Below are 17,557 nucleotides of genomic sequence, written 5' to 3' on the forward strand. Positions count from 1 at the left end.
CGGGCCAGCGCCTCGGTGAGGTCGACCTCGGAGGTGACCACGTCCACGCCCGCCTCGCGCGCCCGCTCCTCGGTCAGGCCCACGGCGGCGATCTCGGGCGTGGAGAAGACCACGCGGGGCACGGCCGTGTAGTCGGCGGTGCGCGGGGAGCCCAGGACACCATCGGCCGCGATCCGCCCCTGGTACTTGGCCACGTGGGTGAACATCGAGCGCGCGTTGACGTCGCCCACCGCCCACAGCCCGGGGGCCACCCGGCAGTGCTCGTCGATGGGCAGCGCCGAACCGTCCAGTTCCACGCCCAGTTCGGCCAGGCCGAGCTCGTCACCTCGGGGTCGCCGCCCGGTGGCCAGGACCACCACGTCGGTGCGCACCTTCGAACCATCGGAGAGGGTGGCCAGGACACCGTCGCCCTCGCGCCGCACGGACTCGACCTGGCTGTCGGTGCGCACGTCCACCCCGTCGGCCTCGAAGCGTTCGGTGATGAGGGCGCACAGCCGCGGGTCCTCTCGGTCCAACAGTCGCGGTCCGCGCTGGACGATCGTCACCCGGGTGCCCATCCCGGCCAGGAAGCCGCCCAGTTCGACACCGACGGCGCTGCCACCGATGACCAGGGCGCGGGGCGGGATCTCGGTGAGGTTGGTGGCCTCGCGGTTGGTCCACACCAGCTCGGGGCCCAGGTCGTCCAGACCGTCCACGGGCGGGCGCACCGCGCTGGAACCGGTGGCCACCACCACGTGGTCGGCGGTCACTTCGGTCTCGCCCACCGCCACCCGCCAGGGGTCGCGGCCCACCACCCTGGCGGCGCCGCGCAGGACCCGGGCACCGCGTTCGCGGTAGCCCTCGACCTGCTTGGAGTCGTCCAGGTGCCGGATCATCTGGTCACGGTGGTCGCGCAGGGCCGGCCAGTCCAGGTCGGGACCGGTGACCCCGGCCGCCTCGACGGCCTCCCGGTGCACCTCCGTGGCGCGCAGCAGCACCTTGGTGGGGATGCACGCCCAGTAGCCGCACTCGCCGCCGATGAGTTCGCGCTCGACCACCCCCACTCGGCGTCCCTCGGTGAGCAGCCGGTCGGCCACCACCTCTCCCCCCGGTCCCATACCGATGACGATCGCGTCCAGGTGTTCCATGATCTCTTTCCCGCCCTCGGATCGGTGATCTCACCCGATGCTCCCCCCGAGCCCGGCCCAGGGGAAGACCGACACGCGACCCGCCGCCCCCGCGCGGGCGCAACCGTCAGGGGCGACGGATCGTGCGGGCGCTGTGCACGGACCAGCGGCCGTCCACACGGGTGAGTCGGATCGGGTGGTCGAAACAGGCGCCGACCTCTTCGGAGGTCAGGACCCGCTCGACCGGGCCCGCGGCCCGACGGGTCCCCTCCCTCAGCAACAGCGCGTGCGTGGTTCCGGGCGGCAGCTCCTCCAGGTGGTGGGTGACCAGGACCGTGGCCAGCTCGGGACAGGTGTACTGGAGGGTGTCGATCCGTTCGATGAGCTGTTCGCGCCCGGCCACGTCCAGACCGGTGGCGGGTTCGTCGAGCAGCAGCAGACGAGGATCGGGCATCAGGGCGCGGGCGATGAGCGCGCGCCCCCGCTCCCCCTGGGACAGGGTGGCCCAGCGGGCGTCGCCGCGGTGGGCGAGCCCGAGCAGGTCGACCAGGTGTTCGGCCCGGTCGGCCTCTTCGGCGCCGGGAGTCCATCGGGGCGGCCACGCGGTGGTGTTGGACAGGCCCGTCAGCACGACCTCGCGCAGCGACAGCGGCCCGTCGGGGGTGTGCCTCGGGTTCACGTGGCCGATGTGGGAGCGCAGTTCGCGCAGATCGACCCGGCCCAGACGGTGGCCGAGCACCTCCACGCTGCCGCGGGTGGGGTGTGAGATCGCTCCCAGCAGACCGAGCAGGGTGCTCTTACCGGCGCCGTTGGCGCCCAACAGCGCCCAGTGCTCTCCGGACCGGACGGTCAGGGAGATCCCGCGCAGAATCGGGTTCCCGCCGCGTACGAAGTCCACGTCGACGGCGCGTACGACCGGCGGCGCGTGTTCGTCGGAGGTGTCTTCGTGGCGGGTGAGGAGCGATGGTTCGGTCGGCGACATGTGCCGCACCTTAGAGCACCGCGGCTTAGGCTGGTGAACCGCGGTCGGCAATTCGGTTCGTATCCGGAAGGGAACCGCCTCTCACGGCGCACGCTCATGTCCTCGTTCGATGTTCTGCTCGTCCTCGACCTCCTCGGGGTCTTCGCGTTCGCCCTCGACGGCGCCCTGACGGCGATCCGTACCGCCCGGGTGGACATCGTGGGGGTGATGGCCCTGGGGGTGGTGACCGCCATCGGCGGCGGCATCATCCGCGACGTCCTGCTGGGCGACACCCCCGCGACCTTCCAGGACTGGCGTTATCTGGTGGTCGCGCTGACGGGGGCGACGTTGGCGTTCTTCCTCAACCGTCAGCTCACCCACCTGAGCAAACCCATCCTTTTGTTCGACGCGGCGGGGCTGAGTCTGTTCGCGGTGATCGGATCGACCAAGGCCCTGGAGTACGGGTTCGGGCCGATGCAGGCGGTGATCCTGGGCGTGATCACCGGGGTGGGCGGGGGCACCCTGCGCGACGTGATGCTCAACCGGGTGCCGACGGTGCTCAGCGCCAACTCGCGCCTGTACGCGATCCCGGCGATGCTCGGCGCGGGGATCGTGGTCGCCGGGATCCTGTCGGGGTTCGCACCCTGGTGGGTGGCCATGGTGGGCGCCCTGGTGTGCTTCGGTATGCGGATGATGTCGCTGCGCTACCGCTGGAACGCGCCCAGACCGCCCGGTTCCCCACCCCTGTAGCCGCTCAGGGGCCCGTGGGCTCGACGATGATCTGCCAGAGGTGGCCGTCCAGGTCGGCGCAGACCGCCGAATGCCCCCACGGGTGGTCTTGGGGCGGGGTGATGACCTCGCCCCCGGCCCGGGTGACCCGGTCCATGACCTGTGCGACCTGGTCCTCGGTGGGGACCGCCATGCTCAGCAGACACTCGCTGGTCCCGGGTCGGGCGATCTCGCGGTCTCCCCCGACGACCCAGCCGAACCCTCCGGTGGGGACCAGCATCAGCAGGGCCTGGTCGTTGAGTCGCAACTGCAGGGGCTCGGGCACGCCGTCCTCGGCGGGTTCACCGAGGAGTTCGAAACCGAAGGCGTCACGGTAGAAGACCATCGCGCTCATCCGGTCGGCGATGGGAAGGCTGAGGACGAGCAGGCCCGCGGGTGTGGTCATGATGGCTCCTGGTGTTCGGGGCTTCCATGGTCGTCGGTACCGACCCCCGCACGGCGTGGAACTCATCGCGTGTCGAGGTCTGTTTCGTGTGCGGGTCCTCGGGCGGGCAATGTGCGGGCGGCGATGCGGCGCAGGGTGGCGAGCATGGCCGGGACCGGTTCGGGCGGCCGACGGCGGTGCACGGTGTAGATCTCGCGGGCCAGGGCGACACCGCGCAGGGGGCGGCTCACCCGACCGCCGCCGCGGGCGGCGCCGAGGATGCTCCTGGGGATGAGCGCGATACCCACACCGGCCTCGATCAGGGCCAGGGCCACCTCATAGTCACGGGTCTCGTAGGCCACGGTGAGGTGGACCCCGGCGGCGGCCGCGGCGATGTCCAGGCTGACCCGGTTGTGGATGCCCGGGGCACCGCAGATCCACTCCTCCTCGGCCAGTTCGGACAGGCTCATCTCGGTGTCGGTCACGGGGTGTCCGACGGGGGCCACCACCATGAGCGGGTCCACCAGGAGGCGTTCGCGTTGCAGACCACCGGCACGGGGCAGCGGCACCCCGGGATAGCGGTGGGTGATGAGCAGGTCCAGGTCCCCGGAGGCGACCAGGTCGTGGCCGCCGGGCGGTTCGATGTCGGACAGCGACAGACGCACGTGGGGGTGCTCGTGGCCGAACACCGCCAATGTCTGGGGCAACAGGACCTTGCCGGCGCTGGCGAAGGCTCCGAGGGACAGCCGGTCGGGGCGCTGCCCGGCGACCTCGCGCACGGCCGCCTCGGCGTCGCGCAACTCCCCCAGGACGCGTTCGCCGTGTTCGAGCAGGACCAGGCCCGCGTGGGTGAGGGTGACGCCGGTGCGGCCGCGTTCGACCAGGCGGCAGCCGAGTTCGCGTTCGAGTTTGGTGAGCTGCTGGGACAGGGCGGGCGGGGTGAAGGAGAGCCGTTGGGCGGCGGCCGTGATCGATCCGGCGTGCGCGATCTCCACCAGGATCCGCACCCGGTTGGCGTCCAACATCCGCCCCTCCTCACACTCACACAAAAGCTGATACAAAGTTGTGCTTAATGATCTTTAGCAGACCCAACTTCAAGTTAACCGCCGGTAGCGACAGAGTGGGAACATGAGCACCATGACCGCGCCCGCAGTACCCACGGCCACCGACGTCCGTGCCGCCGCCGAACGCATCGCCCCGCACGCCCGTCACACCCCGGTGATGCGCACCGAACTGGACGGACGGCCCCTCACCCTGAAGCTGGAGCACCTCCAACGCACCGGGGCCTTCAAGCTCCGCGGGGCGCTCAACGCGCTCATGGGCGGCGAACCCACCGACCGGGTCATCACCGCCTCGGGCGGCAACCACGGCCTGGGCGTGGCCACCGCCGCGAGCATCCTGGGCGTGCGGGCCACGGTGTACGTACCCGAGACGGTGCCCGAGGCCAAGGCGGCACCGTTGGAGGCCACCGGTGCCGAGATCGTCCGGGTCGGCGAGCACTACGCGGTGGCCGCCGAGGCCGCCCGCGAGCAGGCCGACTCCGAGGGGGTGCGCTACCTGCACGCCTTCGACGACGCCCTGGTGGTGGCCGGGCAGGGCACCGTCGGTCTGGAGGTGGCCACCGACGTGCCCGACTGCGACTCGATCGTGGTGGCCGTGGGCGGCGGCGGACTGGCCGCGGGGGTGCGTCTGGGCGCGGGCGACCGTCGTGTGGTGGGTGTGGAGCCGCAGGGTTGTCAGAGCATGCACGCGGCGTTGGCCGCCGGGGAACCGGTGAGCACCCCGGTGGAGTCGGTGGCCTCCTCGGCCCTGGGCGCCTCCACCCTGGGTCGGGTGCCCTTCGAGGTGCTGCGCGCCAACCCCATCACCCCGGTCCTGGTCTCCGACGCCGAGATCATCAGCGCGCAGACCCGCCTTTGGCAGGAGTTCCGCATCGCCACCGAACCCGCCGCCGCGGTGCCCTTCGCCGCCTGGCTCGCCGGACGGATCCCGGGCGAGAACCCGTGTCTGGTGGTGTGCGGGGCCAACGCCGACTGGCGACTCAACGACTGAGCACCGCACCGACCGGTGGGTGACCTGGAACACTTTTCGGGGCGCCCGCGTTTCATTACCCATCGGTCACCCGTACATTGGGTTCGGCCGTCCCCTCGTTCACGGCATCCGACCCCATGGCTAGGGAGAACACACGTGCTCTACGGTGCGTTGCGGCAGACCGCGGCGGTCCTCGCCCGGACCCTGTGCCGCCCGACCATCGAGGGCCGTGACAACGTCCCCGCCACCGGGCCGGTGATCCTGGCCGGCAACCACCTGTCGTTCGTGGACAGCGTCGTCATACCGTTGTCGGTCACCCACCGCCGGGTCCGGTTCCTGGCCAAGTCGGACTACTTCGAGACCCCCGGGGTCAAGGGCAGCCTCACCAAGACGATGTTCGGCGCGCTGGGCGCCATGCCGGTCCGCCGAGGCAACGCCCGCGACGCCATGATGTCGCTGGAGATGATGTTGGACCGGCTCAACGACGGGGAGGCCTGCGTGGTCTACCCCGAGGGCACCCGCTCACGGGACGGACGCCTGTACCGGGGGCGCACCGGGGTGGCGCACCTGGCGTTGGAGTCCAAGGCCTTGGTCGTGCCGGTCGGGCTGAGCGGAACCCAACAGGTGCAGCCGATCGGCGCGAACATGCCGCGTCCGCGTCGGTTCACCGTGCGCTTCGGCGAGCCGCTGGACTTCTCCACCGGGTTCGACCACCTGGCCCCGGGCAAGGCCCGTCGGGTCATCACCGACCGGATCATGGACTCCATCGGCGACCTCACCGGCCAGGAGCGCGCCGGCACCTACAACGAGCAGAGCGCCGGCGACTAGGCAGTGTTCTTGAGAGCCTCCGCCGGCGCTTCGGCGTGTTCGGGCGCCCGAACGGGTGACCCCCCGTGGTTCACAAAACAGAACTAGGCGCCCACCGGTCGATCGAAGACGTACAGGTGGGGCGGGTGCGGTCTCGGCGGAGTGAGCGCCAGGGTGAGCGCGCCCTCGACCGACCCGCCCTGCGGGGGCACGAGTTCGGTCTCGGGCATGTGACGCAGCACCTCGGCGCGCAACGGCCCCAGCACGGTCTCGCCCACCGAGAAGAGCCCGCCTCCCCAGGACAGTCGCCGGTCCAACCCGGGCGCGGTCGCCGCCACGGCGGCCCGGCCCAGGTGTGTGCCCGCCTCCTGCCAGATCCGTCGGGCCACGACGTCCCCGCCGCGGGCGGCGGCGGCCACGTCGGGGGCGAAGGACGCCAGAGCGGTGGCGGCGTCCGCGGCCGAGGCCGCGTAGACCCGGCGTTCCAACGCGCTCACGCTTCCAAAGCGCGCGGCGAGGTGGTCCCACAGCGTCGACGAACCACCGTGTCGGCCGTCATGGGCGCGCAGCGCGGCCTGGAGCCCCTCACGGCCCACCCAGGCTCCCCCGCCATGGTCGCCGAGCAGGATTCCCCACCCGTCGGTGCGGCTCCAGGTGCGTTCCAGGTCGGTGCCGAGCGCGACCGCCCCGGTGCCGGCCGCGACCACCACTCCGGGCCGACCGCCCAGGGCTCCGACGTGGGTGGTCACCGAGTCCCCGGCCAGCACCACCACGCCCACGGGTACGCGCTCTCGCAGACCTCGGACCAGCCCACCGGGGTCGGGCACCAGGTCGGGCAGGCCGGTCATGCCGATGGCCACGCGGTCGAACACCGGGGCGGCCCGGAGCAGGAGCGCGGACAGTCGGGCGGCCAGCACCGCCAGATCCAGCCCTCGGTCACCGCGGGGCGCCGGGACGTCCTCACCGGAGCGGGTCGTGCGGCCGGCGTCGTGGACGAGCACGCGGATCCCTCCGCCGCCCACGTCGATCCCGGCGCAGCTCACGCGGCTCATCCCCCGCTCGAACCTTCGCCGTCGCGGTCGGCGCCGTAGTGGTCCAGGAGTCGGCGGGAGAGCGCGAGGGTGCTCTCGGTGGGCGCCGGTCGGGCCGGGGGGCCGTGCCAAAGGAATCGTTCGGCGTGATCGCTGAGGCTGTCGGCCAGGCGGGCGGCGGCCCGTTCGGGTTCGTTCAGGGCCTGGGGCAGTAGCCGCCCCCACAGCTCCCAGCGCACGCGGTAGTGGCCGCCGACCAGCCCCGACCACAGGCGCGCGGCGTAATCATCCAGCCGCAGGTTGTCCAGGTCGATCCAGACGGTGAGGATCCGGCGGGCGTTGTCGGCCAGCACACGGTGGTCCTCGGTGCTGGTGGCCCAGGAGGTGGCCTTGGCCTCCCAGGTGGCGAAGCGGTACTCGGGCCGGGTGTCGAGCAGGGCGTCCAGGTCGTCGAAGACCCGCAGGAACCGGCCGAGCGACTCCTCGGGGACCTCCCGGTGCCGCACCGCGTGTTCGACCAGGTCCAGGTGGTGACGGTCGGCGATCCGGGAGAGCACCGCCATGGCCACGTCCACCAGGTCGTGCGCCAAGGGGCCTTGGGCCAGGGCCTGGTCGGCCTCGGCCGCGCCGACCAGGTCCGCCCAGGCCCGCAGCAGACGCGGCCAGGGGTACCAGACGAGCCCGTCGACCTCGGCGCGGTGTCGTTCGGGTTCGGCCAGGTCGTCGAAGTCGGGGCGCCGGGTGAGGACCCCGTTGAACTGTTCGGGGAAGATCCGCACCCCCGAGGCGCCCAGGACGGTCTCCGCCAACCCCCGCCAACCGGACAGCAGGGCGGGATCGTCGGATCCGTAGCGTTGCCGAACGAAGTCGGGCAGCCAGTCGGCGGCCACGTCCTCGGTCCGCCACCAGATCTGGTCGGCGACCAGTTCGAAGAACGCCGGGTTGTTGCGGGTGCCCTCCATGGACAGGCCGACGCCGGTCGGCGGGTGCACGGCCCGTTTGGCCTCGCCGACGCGGTCCACTGCGCCCTGCAGGTCGGCGATGGGTTCGCTGCGTCCGCCGAAGTTGAGCAGGGCGCACCAGGTCCAGGGGGTGCCGCCGAAGGCGTCGAATCGACTCCACTGGGGGTCGTGTTCGGCCCACAGGTCGAGCAGATGCAGGCGTTCGTCGGGGATGGCCGCGAGGAAGGCGGTGACGCGTTCCGCGCTCCAAAAGCGGCTCTGGTAGGAGAACGGCCAGGTCTGCAGCACCCACACCGCGTGGGGGTCGGCGCCGGTGAGCCCGTCCAGGGTGGCGCGGGCCAGCCGTGCCGGGAAGCCGGGGTCCGCGTCGACCGGGACCATCTCGATGAACGGGTCGATGGCGTAGAGGTGGTCGGTGCCGAACAGTTCCCGTTGGACGCGCACGATGTCGGCGGCCAGCTCCGGGTAGCGGGGGTCGTCGGGGTCCAGGACGTGGGTGGTCAGACCGTGCCAGGTGCGGGCTCGGGTCCGGTCCGGGGCGAGTTCGGCCGGCACGTGTCCGGTGAACCCGGGTAGCACCGGGGTCATGCCCAGGGCGCGTTGGCGTCGCAGGACGCGCAGCCCCAGCTCCCGATGGCCCTCGATCCAGGAGGCGGGCAGGGGGCCGGCGAAACCGTCCAGGTTGCCCATGTACTGCCAGGGCAGGTAGCCGGGGCCGCCCAGGAAGGCGCGCACCCGATCCGGTTGCAGACCACGACGGGTGTAGGTCTCGAACAGGACGGCCTCGTGGCCCACCGTGGTCAGCGGCATGGTGACGCCGTGCAGCGCCATCCAGTCGATCTCGCGTTCCCAGTCGTCCCAGTCCCAGTAGGCGCCGGTGTACCCGGTGGTGCAGAAGTTCAGGTGGTAGCCCTGGTCGACCTCGGCGGTGCCGTGCACCGGCCGTACCCGTTCGGGGTGGTCGACCCGCAGCGGCAGCGGGGTGTCCCAGGTGACCGAGCGTCCGCACTCGCGGCGCAGGTAGGTGTGCAGGGCCACGGCCGCGGCCACCGCGTCGGTCGCCTCGACCGTGAGCGCTCCCCCGTCGACGCGGTAGGTGAAGGAACGCTTCGTGCCGGGGCGCTCACGGAAGTCGATCGGACGGTGCGACCGACCCAGGATCCGGTGGGCCAGCGCGTCCACGGACTCGTCCCAGGTGGGCGGGTCCTTCGGAGTGTCGGCCATCGGATCGCTCCTCTTGCCGGGATGCTCAGGAGTTACGTACGGTACATACCTGATTCACCGGCGGGCAAGGGTGGAAAGGGGCGGGGCACGTGGACGTGCCGGTCGCAGCGGGCACGCGGTACATGCGCGAGGTCAACACGACCGCCGTGCTCACCCTGCTGCGCGCGGCCGATCACACCAGCGCCCCTGAACTGGCGCGACAGGCGGGGTTGTCCCGGCAGGCGGTGTCGCGTTCGCTGTCCGACCTGCGCGAGGCCGGACTGGTGGAGTTCCTGGCCCCGATGCGCTCGGGGGCCGGTTCGGGGCGGCCCGCCCGGCGGGTGCGGTTCCGTGCCGAGGCCGGGCACGTGTTGGGCGCGTCGGTGTCCCCGGAGGGGGTCCGGGTGGGTCTGGCCGACCTGTCGGGCACGATCTCGGCCGCCCACAACGCACCGCTGCCCGGGTTCGAGGAGCGCGGTGCCAAGGCCGTGGCGCGGGCGCTGACCGACGCCGCGCGCCGGGTCCTGGCCGAGGCGCGGATCGAGGCCGGCGGGGTGTGGCACGCCTCGATCGGAGTGCCCGGCATCGTCGACCCCGCAACCGGGCGGGTGCGATTCGCGCCCAGCATGCCCGGCGTCACCGGCGACGCGCTGATCCGGGCACTGGGTACGGCGGCCGGCTGCGAGGTCTACCTGGACAACGACGTCAAGCTCGCCACCGAGGGCGAGCTCTGGCGCGGCGGTGAACACCGCTCCATGGTGCTGATCCACTGGGGCGAGCGGGTGGGTGCGGGCATCGTCGCTGCGGGCGCTCTGCACCGTGGCGCCACCAACGACGCCGGGGACCTGGGCTACCTCGACCTGTTCACCGACGCGCCCGAACCCGCGCGTGAGGAAGGCGACGCCCCTCTGGGCGCCTTCGAGGCCTGGACCGGCACCGGCGCGTTCGCCGGCCTGATCCGCGAGGCCGCTCGTGGGCGCGGCGACCACGCCCTGCTCACCCGACCGGCGGAACCGGGCGCGGAGACCGCCGCGGTCGTCAGCGCGGTCCTCAACGAAGTTCCCGCGGCGCTGGTGGCGTTGGAGGAGATCACCCGCCGATTCGCCCAGGGCGTCGGCGCCGTCCGTGCCCTGCTCGACCCCGGCGTGGTCGTCGTCGGCGGCCCCATGGCGCGGTGCGGCCCCGCGCTGTCGGCGGCCCTGCGCACCCACCTGAGCCGCCAACGCCTGGACCCGCCCCCACTGGAGCTGTCCCGGATGGGCGAGGACTCCGTGGTCCAGGGCGCCCTGCGCCACTCGCTCGACCAGGTCGAACGCACCCGCCTGAGACCACCTTCGACGACCGGCCGACCCGATCCGGTCCGGCAGACCCGACAACCGCGGAGGACACCATGTCCACCAGGTCCACCGATCCACCGCCCATCCGTTCACGAATCGACCGGTCCTTGATCCGGGGCGCGGCCGGTGCCACGGCCGTCCTGTTCCTCACCTCGTGCGCGACCCTGTCCAGCGGCAACGGCGAACGCGACAACGTGCCCGAGGACGTGTCCACCACCATCACCGACGAGCCGGTCGAGCTGGCCCTGGCCTACACCGACGACCCGCCCTCCACCGAGCTGGTCGAGGGGTTCACCGAGCAGCACCCCAACGTCTCCATCGAGCTTCAGCAGACCCCGTTCACCGACTACGTCAAGACCGTCACGTTGTCGATGTCCTCCGACGAGGCGCCCGACATCGCCCAGTACAACCCGGGGGCGATGCGCTCGCTCATCCCGGGCGGATACGTGATGGACCTGGAACCGTACGCGGAGGCCTACGGGTGGGAGGAGTCCTTCCCCGAGGCGAGTCTGGAGCCGTTGCGCGCCGACGAGGACGCCACCCGGTTCGGCACCGGAAGTCTCTACGCCGTCCCGGGCGCGCTGTCCATGCTGGGAGTGTTCTACAACCGCGAGTTGTTGGCGCAGGCGGGGGTGGAGGGGCCGCCCACGACCTTCGACGAGTTCGAGGACGCTCTGGCGGCGGTGGACGAGGAGGGCATCGCCCCGTTCAGCGTGGGCGGGTTGGAGGTGGGCGGCTTCCAGGTCTGGAACACGCTGCTCAACGCCTTCGGCGACGACCGGGCCTACCGCGACTGGGTGCACGGGGCGCCCGATTCCACCATCGAGACCGACGAGGCCATGGCGGCGACCGAGACCCTCACCCGTTGGGTGGAGGCCGGGTACATACCCGAGAGCGCCAACGCCACCTCCGACGACGACGCCAAGGCCGCCTTCGCGGGTGGTGAGAGCGCCTTCCTGATGATCGGCAACTGGGCGGCGTTCGAGATGGAGGAGGCCCTGGGCGAGGACGTGGGGTTCTTCCTCCTGCCGGGTGAGGACCCCGATCGGACGCCGATGACCTCCGGTTCCAGCGTCTCCTACACGGTCTCCTCGGCCACCGAGCACCCGGACGTGGCCGCGGCGTTCCTGGACTACCTGTCCTCGCCGGAGGCGGCGCAGATCCAGTTGGACACCGGGTTCATGCCGGTGGACACCGAGGCCTCCACAGGGGAGGGCGGTGTGCTGGAAGAGATCAACAGCGTCTACGGGACGGCGGCCGAGCAGGACGGCATCGTGCCCTTCCCCGACTTCGCCACGCCCGGCATGATCGACCAGCTCACCCCGGGGGTGCAGGGGTTGATCGCCGGAAGCACCGACGAGGAGACGTTCCTGTCCGACCTGCAGGCCGAGTGGGACCGCGTCCATGGCTAGCGGCGCCCTGCTGCGCGAGAACGCGACCACCGGGGCCCGGCGTCCCGGGCGGTCGCGCCTGCGCGCCTGGCTGTACCTGTTGCCCGCGTTGGTCGTCTACGCCGGCTTCGCGATCTACTCCGCGGCCGGCACCGTGTGGTTCTCGTTCCTGGACTGGGACGGGGTCGGGCCACCCACCTGGGCGGGCCTGGCCAACTACACCCGGGTGCTCACCGAACCACTGTTGGCCAGGGCCATCGTCAACGGCCTGATCCTCATCGTGTTCTTCTCACTCGTCCCCATCGCCATCGGGCTGCTGCTCACCGGCCTGATGCTGGGGCGGGTGCGCACCGCGATGACGTTCTTTCGCACCGTGTTCTTCCTGCCCCAGGTCCTGCCACTGGTGGCGGTCGGCATCACCTGGCGCTGGCTCTACAGCGACGAAGGCATGATCAACCGGGCCCTGGAAACCATCGGGCTCGGCGCCATCACCCGCGCCTGGCTGGGCGACTACCACTTCGCGCTCATCGCCCTGGGACTGATCGGCACCTGGTGCATGAGCGGACTGTGCATGGTGCTGTTCATGAGCGGGGCCCAGCGCATCGACCCGTCCCTGAACGAGGCCGCCGCCATCGACGGCGCCGGCCCCTTGCGCCGATTCGTCTACGTCACCCTGCCCGGGCTGCGCCGCGAGGTCGGCATCGCCGCGGTCATCACCACCATCGCCGCCCTGGCCTCCTTCGACCTGGTGTTCGTCACCACCAACGGCGGGCCGGCCGGGCAGACCAACGTGCCGGCCCTTTTGGTGTACCGGCTGGCCTTCAACGAGGGCACCATCGGCGGGGCGAGCGCGTTGGCGGTGGTGCTGACCCTGATCGTCATCGTGCTGGTGAGCGCGATCCGTCTACTCACCCGGGAGGCCAAGTGAACCGAGCGGCGATGACGACCGCGCTGCGGTACGGGCTGCTGAGCACCCTGGCGGTGTTGGTGCTGGCGCCCTTCGCCGGGATCGCGCTGGCCTCGGTGCACCCGGCCGGCGGGCAGGTCGGCGCGTTCTCCCTGCCGAGTGAGTGGTCCTGGTCCAACTTCGCACTCGCCTGGCAGGCCGGGAACTTCGGCCGACTGATGTGGTCCAGCCTGATCATCGCCGTCTTCGTGGTGCCGCTGACCGTGTGCCTGGCGACCCTGGCCGGGTACGCGCTGTCCATCCTGGGCGTGTGGGGCGGCAAGGGCATCTCCCTGACCTTCGTGCTGGGCCTGACCCTGCCGGTGGAACTTTTGGTCATCGCCCTGTACTTCAACCTGCGCGAGGTGGGGCTGACCAACTCCTACACCGGGGTGATCCTGGCCGAGATCGCCCTGTTCCTGCCCTTCGGCGTGTACTGGATGCAGTCGCACTTCGCCTCGGTGCCTCGGGAGCTGGTGGAGGCCGCCCGGGTGGACGGGGCGCGCGACCACACCGTGCTGACCCGGGTGCTGCTGCCGATCTCGTGGCCGGCCATCACCACCCTGGCGGTGCTGGTGTTCATGTGGTCGTGGAACCAGTTCCTGCTGGTGTTGGTGATGATGCAGGACCCGGCCCTGCGCACCGCACCCACCGGGCTTGGGTTGTTCGTGGGCCAGTACGGCACCGACATCCCACTGCTGTCGGCGGCGAGCCTGATCGTGATCGCCCCCATCGTCGTGGTCTACCTCATCTTCCAGCGCAGCTTCGTCAACGGCCTCACCCAAGGAGCGGTCAAGGCCTGAAAGCACACCGACGAAAGGATTCCCATGGGTTCACCCGAGGCCGCCCACCGGGGCACGCACGCATTGCGCTTCCGGGACCGACGGGACCGGCGCCCGGCCGGCCTACGCGACCCGGCCCTCGTCCAGGGTGAGACGGTGGTCGGCGCCCGCGGCCTCGTCCGGGAAGTGGGTGGCGTGCACGATGGTGGCCTCCCCCCGCAGTGAGGCGATCACCCGCGCGATCCGTTCCCTGGCCCCACGGTCCAGGCCGGCGGAGGGCTCGTCCAACAGCAGCAGGTCGGCCTCCTGGGCCAGCCCTTGGGCGATGAGCGCGCGCTGCCGCTGTCCCCCGGAGATCTCTCCCAGTTGGCGACCGGACAGGTCGGCGATACCGACCCGCTCCATCGCCCCTTCCACCACCGAGCGGTCGTGTCGGGTCGGTGTCCGCCAAAGACCTTGATGGGCCCAGCGCCCCATGGCCACGGCGTCGCGCACCGTGAGCGGCAACGTGTCGGGCACCGCACTGCGTTGGACCACGAAGGCGGGACGGGCCCGCGTGGCCCGAACGATCTCACCCCCGCTTGGCCTGAGGGTGCCCGCCAAAACCGCGAGCAGGGTGGACTTGCCCGCGCCGTTGGCCCCGACCACCGCCGTGACCAGGCCTTGGGGGATGTGCGCGTCGACCCCCTGCAGCACGTCCCCACGCCCGTACCCCGCGTGAACATTCCGCAACTCCGTGTGGATCATCCGCTTCCTCCGCCTTCCCCTCGTTCGACCCGATGTTAAAACGATAATGGTTATCGTTGTAGAGTGTCGCATCATGGAAGCACTGATCGATCCGTTCGGGGTCACCTTCGTCCAGCGGGCGCTGTGGGGCGGCGCCCTCGTCTCCCTGATCTGCGCGATCGCGGGGACGTGGGTCGTCCTGCGGGGGATGGCCTTCCTCGGGGACGCGATGTCGCACGGCATGCTCCCCGGGGTGGCCCTGGCCGCCCTGCTCGGCCAGAGCCTGTTCCTGGGCGCAGCCCTGGCGGCCGGGGCCATGGCCGCGGGGGTCACCCTGTTGAACCGCTCCCCGCGACTGTCGCAGGACACGAGCATCGGACTGTTGTTCGTGGGCATGCTCTCCGTCGGCGTCATCCTGGTCTCGCACTCGGCCACGTTCGCCGTCGACCTCACCGGGCTCCTCTTCGGCGACGTACTGGCGGTACGCGAACGCGACCTGTGGCACCTGGGGATCTGTCTGCTGGTGGCACTGGTGGTGGCGGTCGTGGGGCACCGGGCGTTCATGGCCCTGGCGTTCGACCCCCGCAAGGCGCACACCCTGGGGCTGGCCCCGCGCGCGGCCCACGCCGCGATGCTCGCCCTGGTCACCCTGGCCGTGGTCGCCTCCTTCCACGTGGTCGGCACCCTGCTGGTGTTCGGCCTGCTGATCGCACCCCCCGCGGCGGCCGTGCCGTGGGCCAGGAGCGTGCCGACGATCATGTGCGCCGCCGCCCTGATCGGCGTCGCCTCGACCTACTTCGGACTGTTGGCCTCCTGGCACTGGGAGACCGCGGCCGGGGCGAGCATCGCGGCGACCGCCGTGGCGTTCTTCTTCGTCTCGTTGGCGCTCTCGACCCTGCGTTCTCGGCTCGCGCGGCGAGAACGCCCCACTCCCCCTTCCGCCACGACGCCCTCCCACCCTCGACTCGAAGAAAGGTCGATGACCCCGTGAGACCCCTGACCACAACGACGGCCGCAACCGTGGGGTTGTGCACCCTGCTCCTGGCCGGCTGCGCCGCAGAACCACCCCGGGACGAGGTGCCAGAGGCCGAGGAAACACCCCACGGCTACGTCGAAGGGGCCGAGGAGGCCGCCGAACCGCAGTCCCGGCTGGTCCTGGCCGACGCCGACAGCGGCGAGGTGCGGCTGGTGGACCTGATCACCGAGGAGACCACCGAACTCGGCACCGTCCCCGGAGCGGACGGCATCGCCGGGGACGGTCGATTCGCCTACCTCAACTCATCCGGTGATGGGATGACAGAGGTGTTCGACAGCGGGGTGTGGACGGTCGACCACGGCGATCACAACCACTACTACCGGACCGACACCGGTCCGGTCGGCGCACTGGACGGGGTCACCGCCGCCGCGGTCGTCACCGACACCGTGCTGACCTCGGTCATCGATGACGCGGGCACCTCCCTGGTCCTGGAACGGGAAGGGTTGGAGGACGGAACGGTCTCCACCGTCGACCCGATCTCCGAGGAAACCTCGCTAGCCCTGCCGTTCGCCGGTGGCCTGGTCGCCGTGGACGACGACGGCACGGTCCGGTCCCTGGACCGGGCCGGGGAGCCCGCCGAGACGTTGGACCAGACCTGCGCCGACCCTCAAGGGGCGGCCGTCACCCGTCGCGGCCTGGTCGTGGGCTGCGCCGAGGGCGCCCTGCACCTGACCTCGGAGGACGACGCCCTCGAAGCGTCCGTCCTGCCCTATCCGGGGGCCGGGCGCGTCGAATCCTTCCATCACCGCCCCGGATCGGCGGTCCTGGCCACGCTGTCCACCGACGGTGACCCGTGGATCCTGGACCTGGCCGCGGCCGAGTGGCGCGCCCTCGATCTCGACGACCCGGTCACCGTCACCGCGGTCGGCGAGGGGATGCCCGTTCTGGCCCTGACCGGCGACGGGTCCCTGCACTCCTTCGACCCGCAGGACGGTGAGGAGACGGCCGACGCCGCACTGGTGGAGACCATCGATCCCGAGCACACTCCCACACTCCAGGTGGACACCTCCCGCGCCTACGTCAACGACGCCGAGGCCGGTCTGGTCCACGAGGTCGACTACAACGACGATCTTCGGGTGGCCCGCACCTTCGAGGTGGACATCGCGCCGCACCTCATGGTCGAGACGGGACGGTGATCGACGTGTATCCGCGCAAGGCCCTGACCGCGCTCACCGCCACCGGACTCCTCTTCGCGCTCGGCGCCTGCTCTCCCGACGACGGTGGCGAGGGAATCGTGGTGACCACCAACATCCTCGGCGACATCACCCGCGAGATCGTCGGCGACCAGGCCGAGGTCACCGTGTTGATGAAGCCCGACGCCGACCCGCACTCGTTCGGGATCTCCGCCCAGGAGGCCGCGAGGCTGGAGAAGGCCGACCTGGTCGTGCACAACGGTCTCGGTCTGGAGGAGGGGATCGCGCGCAACGTCGCCGCCGCGGAGGATGCGGGTGTGCCCGCCCTGGAGGTCGGCGCGAACGTCGACCCCCTCCCCTACACCTCCGACGAGAGCGAGGGCGAGCCCGACCCGCACTTTTGGACCGACCCGGCCCGTGTCCTCATGGCCGTGGACCTGATCACCGAACACGTGGTCGAGGAGGTCGACGGGGTCGACGCCGACACCGTGCGCGCCAACGCCGAGGCGTACGCGGGCGAGGTCGAGGAACTCGACGCGTGGATGGGCGAGGAGTTCTCCGCCCTGCCGGACGAGGACCGCCGGCTCGTGACCAACCACCACGTCTTCGGCTACCTCGCCGACCGCTACGACTTCGAGGTCATCGGCGCGGTCATCCCCAGCGGCACGACCCTGGCCTCGCCCAGCACCTCCGATCTCAAGGACCTCTCCGACGCCGTCGCCGAAGCAGGTGTCTCGGCCGTCTTCGCCGACTCCTCCCGACCCGACCGTCTGGCCACCGTCATGGCCGAGGAGGCGGGGGTGGAGATCGAGGTCGTCGCGCTCTACTCCGAATCCCTCACCGCGGAGGGCGGGGGCGCCGCCACCTACCTGGAGATGATGCGCGCCAACACCGAAGCCATCGCCGCCGGACTCGGCGGCGACTGACCCGATCCCCGGGTCCCCACGTCGTG

At 71.2% G+C, this 17,557-nt stretch carries 17 protein-coding genes; 10 read left to right on the plus strand and 7 right to left on the minus strand.

Annotation, left to right across the window (positions count from 1 at the left end):
* Nucleotides 1–1,127 (minus strand): NAD(P)/FAD-dependent oxidoreductase (locus K8V84_RS19020; protein ID WP_304076819.1); only part of this gene is annotated, 1,127 nt, incomplete at its 3' end.
* Nucleotides 1,128–1,233: 106 nt separating this feature from the next.
* Nucleotides 1,234–2,088: an ABC transporter ATP-binding protein gene (locus K8V84_RS19025; protein WP_304076822.1), complete on the minus strand. Its 855-nt coding sequence runs from the start codon at nucleotides 2,086–2,088 to the stop codon at nucleotides 1,234–1,236.
* Between the two features lie 96 nt (nucleotides 2,089–2,184).
* Here K8V84_RS19025 and K8V84_RS19030 point away from each other — a divergent pair, with 96 nt between their 5' ends.
* The gene (locus K8V84_RS19030; RefSeq protein ID WP_304076825.1) at nucleotides 2,185–2,817 is read left to right on the plus strand and encodes a trimeric intracellular cation channel family protein; all 633 of its coding nucleotides are present in this window, start codon (nucleotides 2,185–2,187) and stop codon (nucleotides 2,815–2,817) included.
* A gap of 4 nt (nucleotides 2,818–2,821) precedes the next feature.
* On the opposite strand, the gene K8V84_RS19035 is transcribed toward K8V84_RS19030, so the two are convergent.
* Together K8V84_RS19035 and K8V84_RS19040 are read right to left on the minus strand one after the other, a co-directional pair.
* On the minus strand, nucleotides 2,822–3,241 hold the full coding sequence (locus K8V84_RS19035; RefSeq protein ID WP_304076827.1) for a VOC family protein: 420 nt from the start codon (nucleotides 3,239–3,241) through the stop codon (nucleotides 2,822–2,824).
* A gap of 62 nt (nucleotides 3,242–3,303) precedes the next feature.
* Nucleotides 3,304–4,245, minus strand: coding sequence for a LysR family transcriptional regulator (locus K8V84_RS19040; RefSeq protein WP_304076830.1), 942 nt, complete (start codon nucleotides 4,243–4,245; stop codon nucleotides 3,304–3,306).
* A 103-nt stretch (nucleotides 4,246–4,348) separates the two neighbouring features.
* On the opposite strand from K8V84_RS19040, the gene K8V84_RS19045 reads away from it, so the two are divergent.
* Nucleotides 4,349–5,272: a threonine/serine dehydratase gene (locus K8V84_RS19045; RefSeq protein ID WP_304076832.1), complete on the plus strand. Its 924-nt coding sequence runs from the start codon at nucleotides 4,349–4,351 to the stop codon at nucleotides 5,270–5,272.
* Between the two features lie 135 nt (nucleotides 5,273–5,407).
* Nucleotides 5,408–6,079 (plus strand): 1-acyl-sn-glycerol-3-phosphate acyltransferase, encoded by a 672-nt coding sequence (locus K8V84_RS19050; RefSeq protein WP_304076835.1) that lies wholly within the window; start codon nucleotides 5,408–5,410, stop codon nucleotides 6,077–6,079.
* Between the two features lie 83 nt (nucleotides 6,080–6,162).
* On the opposite strand, the gene K8V84_RS19055 is transcribed toward K8V84_RS19050, so the two are convergent.
* Together K8V84_RS19055 and K8V84_RS19060 are read right to left on the minus strand one after the other, a co-directional pair.
* Nucleotides 6,163–7,110, minus strand: a complete 948-nt coding sequence (locus K8V84_RS19055; protein ID WP_304076838.1) for an N-acetylglucosamine kinase — start codon at nucleotides 7,108–7,110, stop codon at nucleotides 6,163–6,165.
* Nucleotides 7,107–9,275 (minus strand): alpha-N-acetylglucosaminidase, encoded by a 2,169-nt coding sequence (locus tag K8V84_RS19060; RefSeq protein WP_304076841.1) that lies wholly within the window; start codon nucleotides 9,273–9,275, stop codon nucleotides 7,107–7,109. Before K8V84_RS19060 ends, K8V84_RS19055 begins: the two co-directional genes overlap by 4 nt.
* A gap of 89 nt (nucleotides 9,276–9,364) precedes the next feature.
* Between K8V84_RS19060 and K8V84_RS19065 the strand changes: the two genes are divergently transcribed.
* Genes K8V84_RS19065 through K8V84_RS19080 form a run of 4 tightly spaced genes read left to right on the plus strand, consistent with a single transcriptional unit; the run spans nucleotide 9,365 to nucleotide 13,731 of the window.
* Nucleotides 9,365–10,702: an ROK family transcriptional regulator gene (locus K8V84_RS19065; protein WP_304076843.1), complete on the plus strand. Its 1,338-nt coding sequence runs from the start codon at nucleotides 9,365–9,367 to the stop codon at nucleotides 10,700–10,702.
* Nucleotides 10,645–12,003, plus strand: a complete 1,359-nt coding sequence (locus K8V84_RS19070; protein ID WP_304076845.1) for an ABC transporter substrate-binding protein — start codon at nucleotides 10,645–10,647, stop codon at nucleotides 12,001–12,003. Before K8V84_RS19065 ends, K8V84_RS19070 begins: the two co-directional genes overlap by 58 nt.
* Nucleotides 11,996–12,910 carry a carbohydrate ABC transporter permease gene (locus K8V84_RS19075; protein ID WP_304076847.1) on the plus strand — a complete coding sequence of 305 codons (915 nt, stop codon included), beginning with the start codon at nucleotides 11,996–11,998 and terminating at the stop codon, nucleotides 12,908–12,910. The genes K8V84_RS19070 and K8V84_RS19075 overlap by 8 nt, the downstream gene beginning before the upstream one ends.
* Nucleotides 12,907–13,731 carry a carbohydrate ABC transporter permease gene (locus K8V84_RS19080; protein ID WP_304076849.1) on the plus strand — a complete coding sequence of 275 codons (825 nt, stop codon included), beginning with the start codon at nucleotides 12,907–12,909 and terminating at the stop codon, nucleotides 13,729–13,731. The genes K8V84_RS19075 and K8V84_RS19080 overlap by 4 nt, the downstream gene beginning before the upstream one ends.
* Before the next feature lie 102 nt (nucleotides 13,732–13,833).
* Here the strand turns inward: K8V84_RS19080 and aztA are convergent, their stop codons facing one another.
* A complete protein-coding gene (gene aztA / locus K8V84_RS19085; RefSeq protein WP_304076850.1) occupies nucleotides 13,834–14,457 on the minus strand; it encodes a zinc ABC transporter ATP-binding protein AztA in 624 nt (207 codons plus the stop codon).
* A 73-nt stretch (nucleotides 14,458–14,530) separates the two neighbouring features.
* On the opposite strand from aztA, the gene aztB reads away from it, so the two are divergent.
* The 3 genes from aztB to aztC are packed head-to-tail and all read left to right on the plus strand — an operon-like array spanning nucleotide 14,531 to nucleotide 17,531.
* Nucleotides 14,531–15,427, plus strand: coding sequence for a zinc ABC transporter permease AztB (gene aztB, locus K8V84_RS19090; protein ID WP_304076852.1), 897 nt, complete (start codon nucleotides 14,531–14,533; stop codon nucleotides 15,425–15,427).
* A complete protein-coding gene (locus K8V84_RS19095) occupies nucleotides 15,424–16,608 on the plus strand; it encodes a WD40 repeat domain-containing protein (RefSeq protein ID WP_304076854.1) in 1,185 nt (394 codons plus the stop codon). The genes aztB and K8V84_RS19095 overlap by 4 nt, the downstream gene beginning before the upstream one ends.
* 5 nt (nucleotides 16,609–16,613) lie before the next feature.
* Nucleotides 16,614–17,531 carry a zinc ABC transporter substrate-binding protein AztC gene (gene aztC / locus K8V84_RS19100; protein WP_304076857.1) on the plus strand — a complete coding sequence of 306 codons (918 nt, stop codon included), beginning with the start codon at nucleotides 16,614–16,616 and terminating at the stop codon, nucleotides 17,529–17,531.
* The last annotated feature ends 26 nt before the right edge of the window (nucleotides 17,532–17,557 follow it).

This window comes from Nocardiopsis listeri (genome assembly GCF_020741345.1).
Taxonomy (GTDB): domain Bacteria; phylum Actinomycetota; class Actinomycetes; order Streptosporangiales; family Streptosporangiaceae; genus Nocardiopsis; species Nocardiopsis listeri_A.

What these genes read in the sequence shown, in the direction of transcription:
- K8V84_RS19025 (WP_304076822.1), bottom strand. Translation starts at nt 2,088, where the DNA reads ATGTCGCCGACCGAACCATCGCTCCTCACCCGCCACGAAGACACCTCC.
- aztB (WP_304076852.1), top strand. Translation starts at nt 14,531, where the DNA reads ATGGAAGCACTGATCGATCCGTTCGGGGTCACCTTCGTCCAGCGGGCG.
- K8V84_RS19060 (WP_304076841.1), bottom strand. Translation starts at nt 9,275, where the DNA reads ATGGCCGACACTCCGAAGGACCCGCCCACCTGGGACGAGTCCGTGGAC.
- K8V84_RS19030 (WP_304076825.1), top strand. Translation starts at nt 2,185, where the DNA reads ATGTCCTCGTTCGATGTTCTGCTCGTCCTCGACCTCCTCGGGGTCTTC.
- aztA (WP_304076850.1), bottom strand. Translation starts at nt 14,457, where the DNA reads ATGATCCACACGGAGTTGCGGAATGTTCACGCGGGGTACGGGCGTGGG.
- K8V84_RS19070 (WP_304076845.1), top strand. Translation starts at nt 10,645, where the DNA reads ATGTCCACCAGGTCCACCGATCCACCGCCCATCCGTTCACGAATCGAC.
- K8V84_RS19045 (WP_304076832.1), top strand. Translation starts at nt 4,349, where the DNA reads ATGAGCACCATGACCGCGCCCGCAGTACCCACGGCCACCGACGTCCGT.
- K8V84_RS19040 (WP_304076830.1), bottom strand. Translation starts at nt 4,245, where the DNA reads ATGTTGGACGCCAACCGGGTGCGGATCCTGGTGGAGATCGCGCACGCC.
- K8V84_RS19035 (WP_304076827.1), bottom strand. Translation starts at nt 3,241, where the DNA reads ATGACCACACCCGCGGGCCTGCTCGTCCTCAGCCTTCCCATCGCCGAC.
- K8V84_RS19075 (WP_304076847.1), top strand. Translation starts at nt 11,996, where the DNA reads ATGGCTAGCGGCGCCCTGCTGCGCGAGAACGCGACCACCGGGGCCCGG.
- K8V84_RS19055 (WP_304076838.1), bottom strand. Translation starts at nt 7,110, where the DNA reads ATGAGCCGCGTGAGCTGCGCCGGGATCGACGTGGGCGGCGGAGGGATC.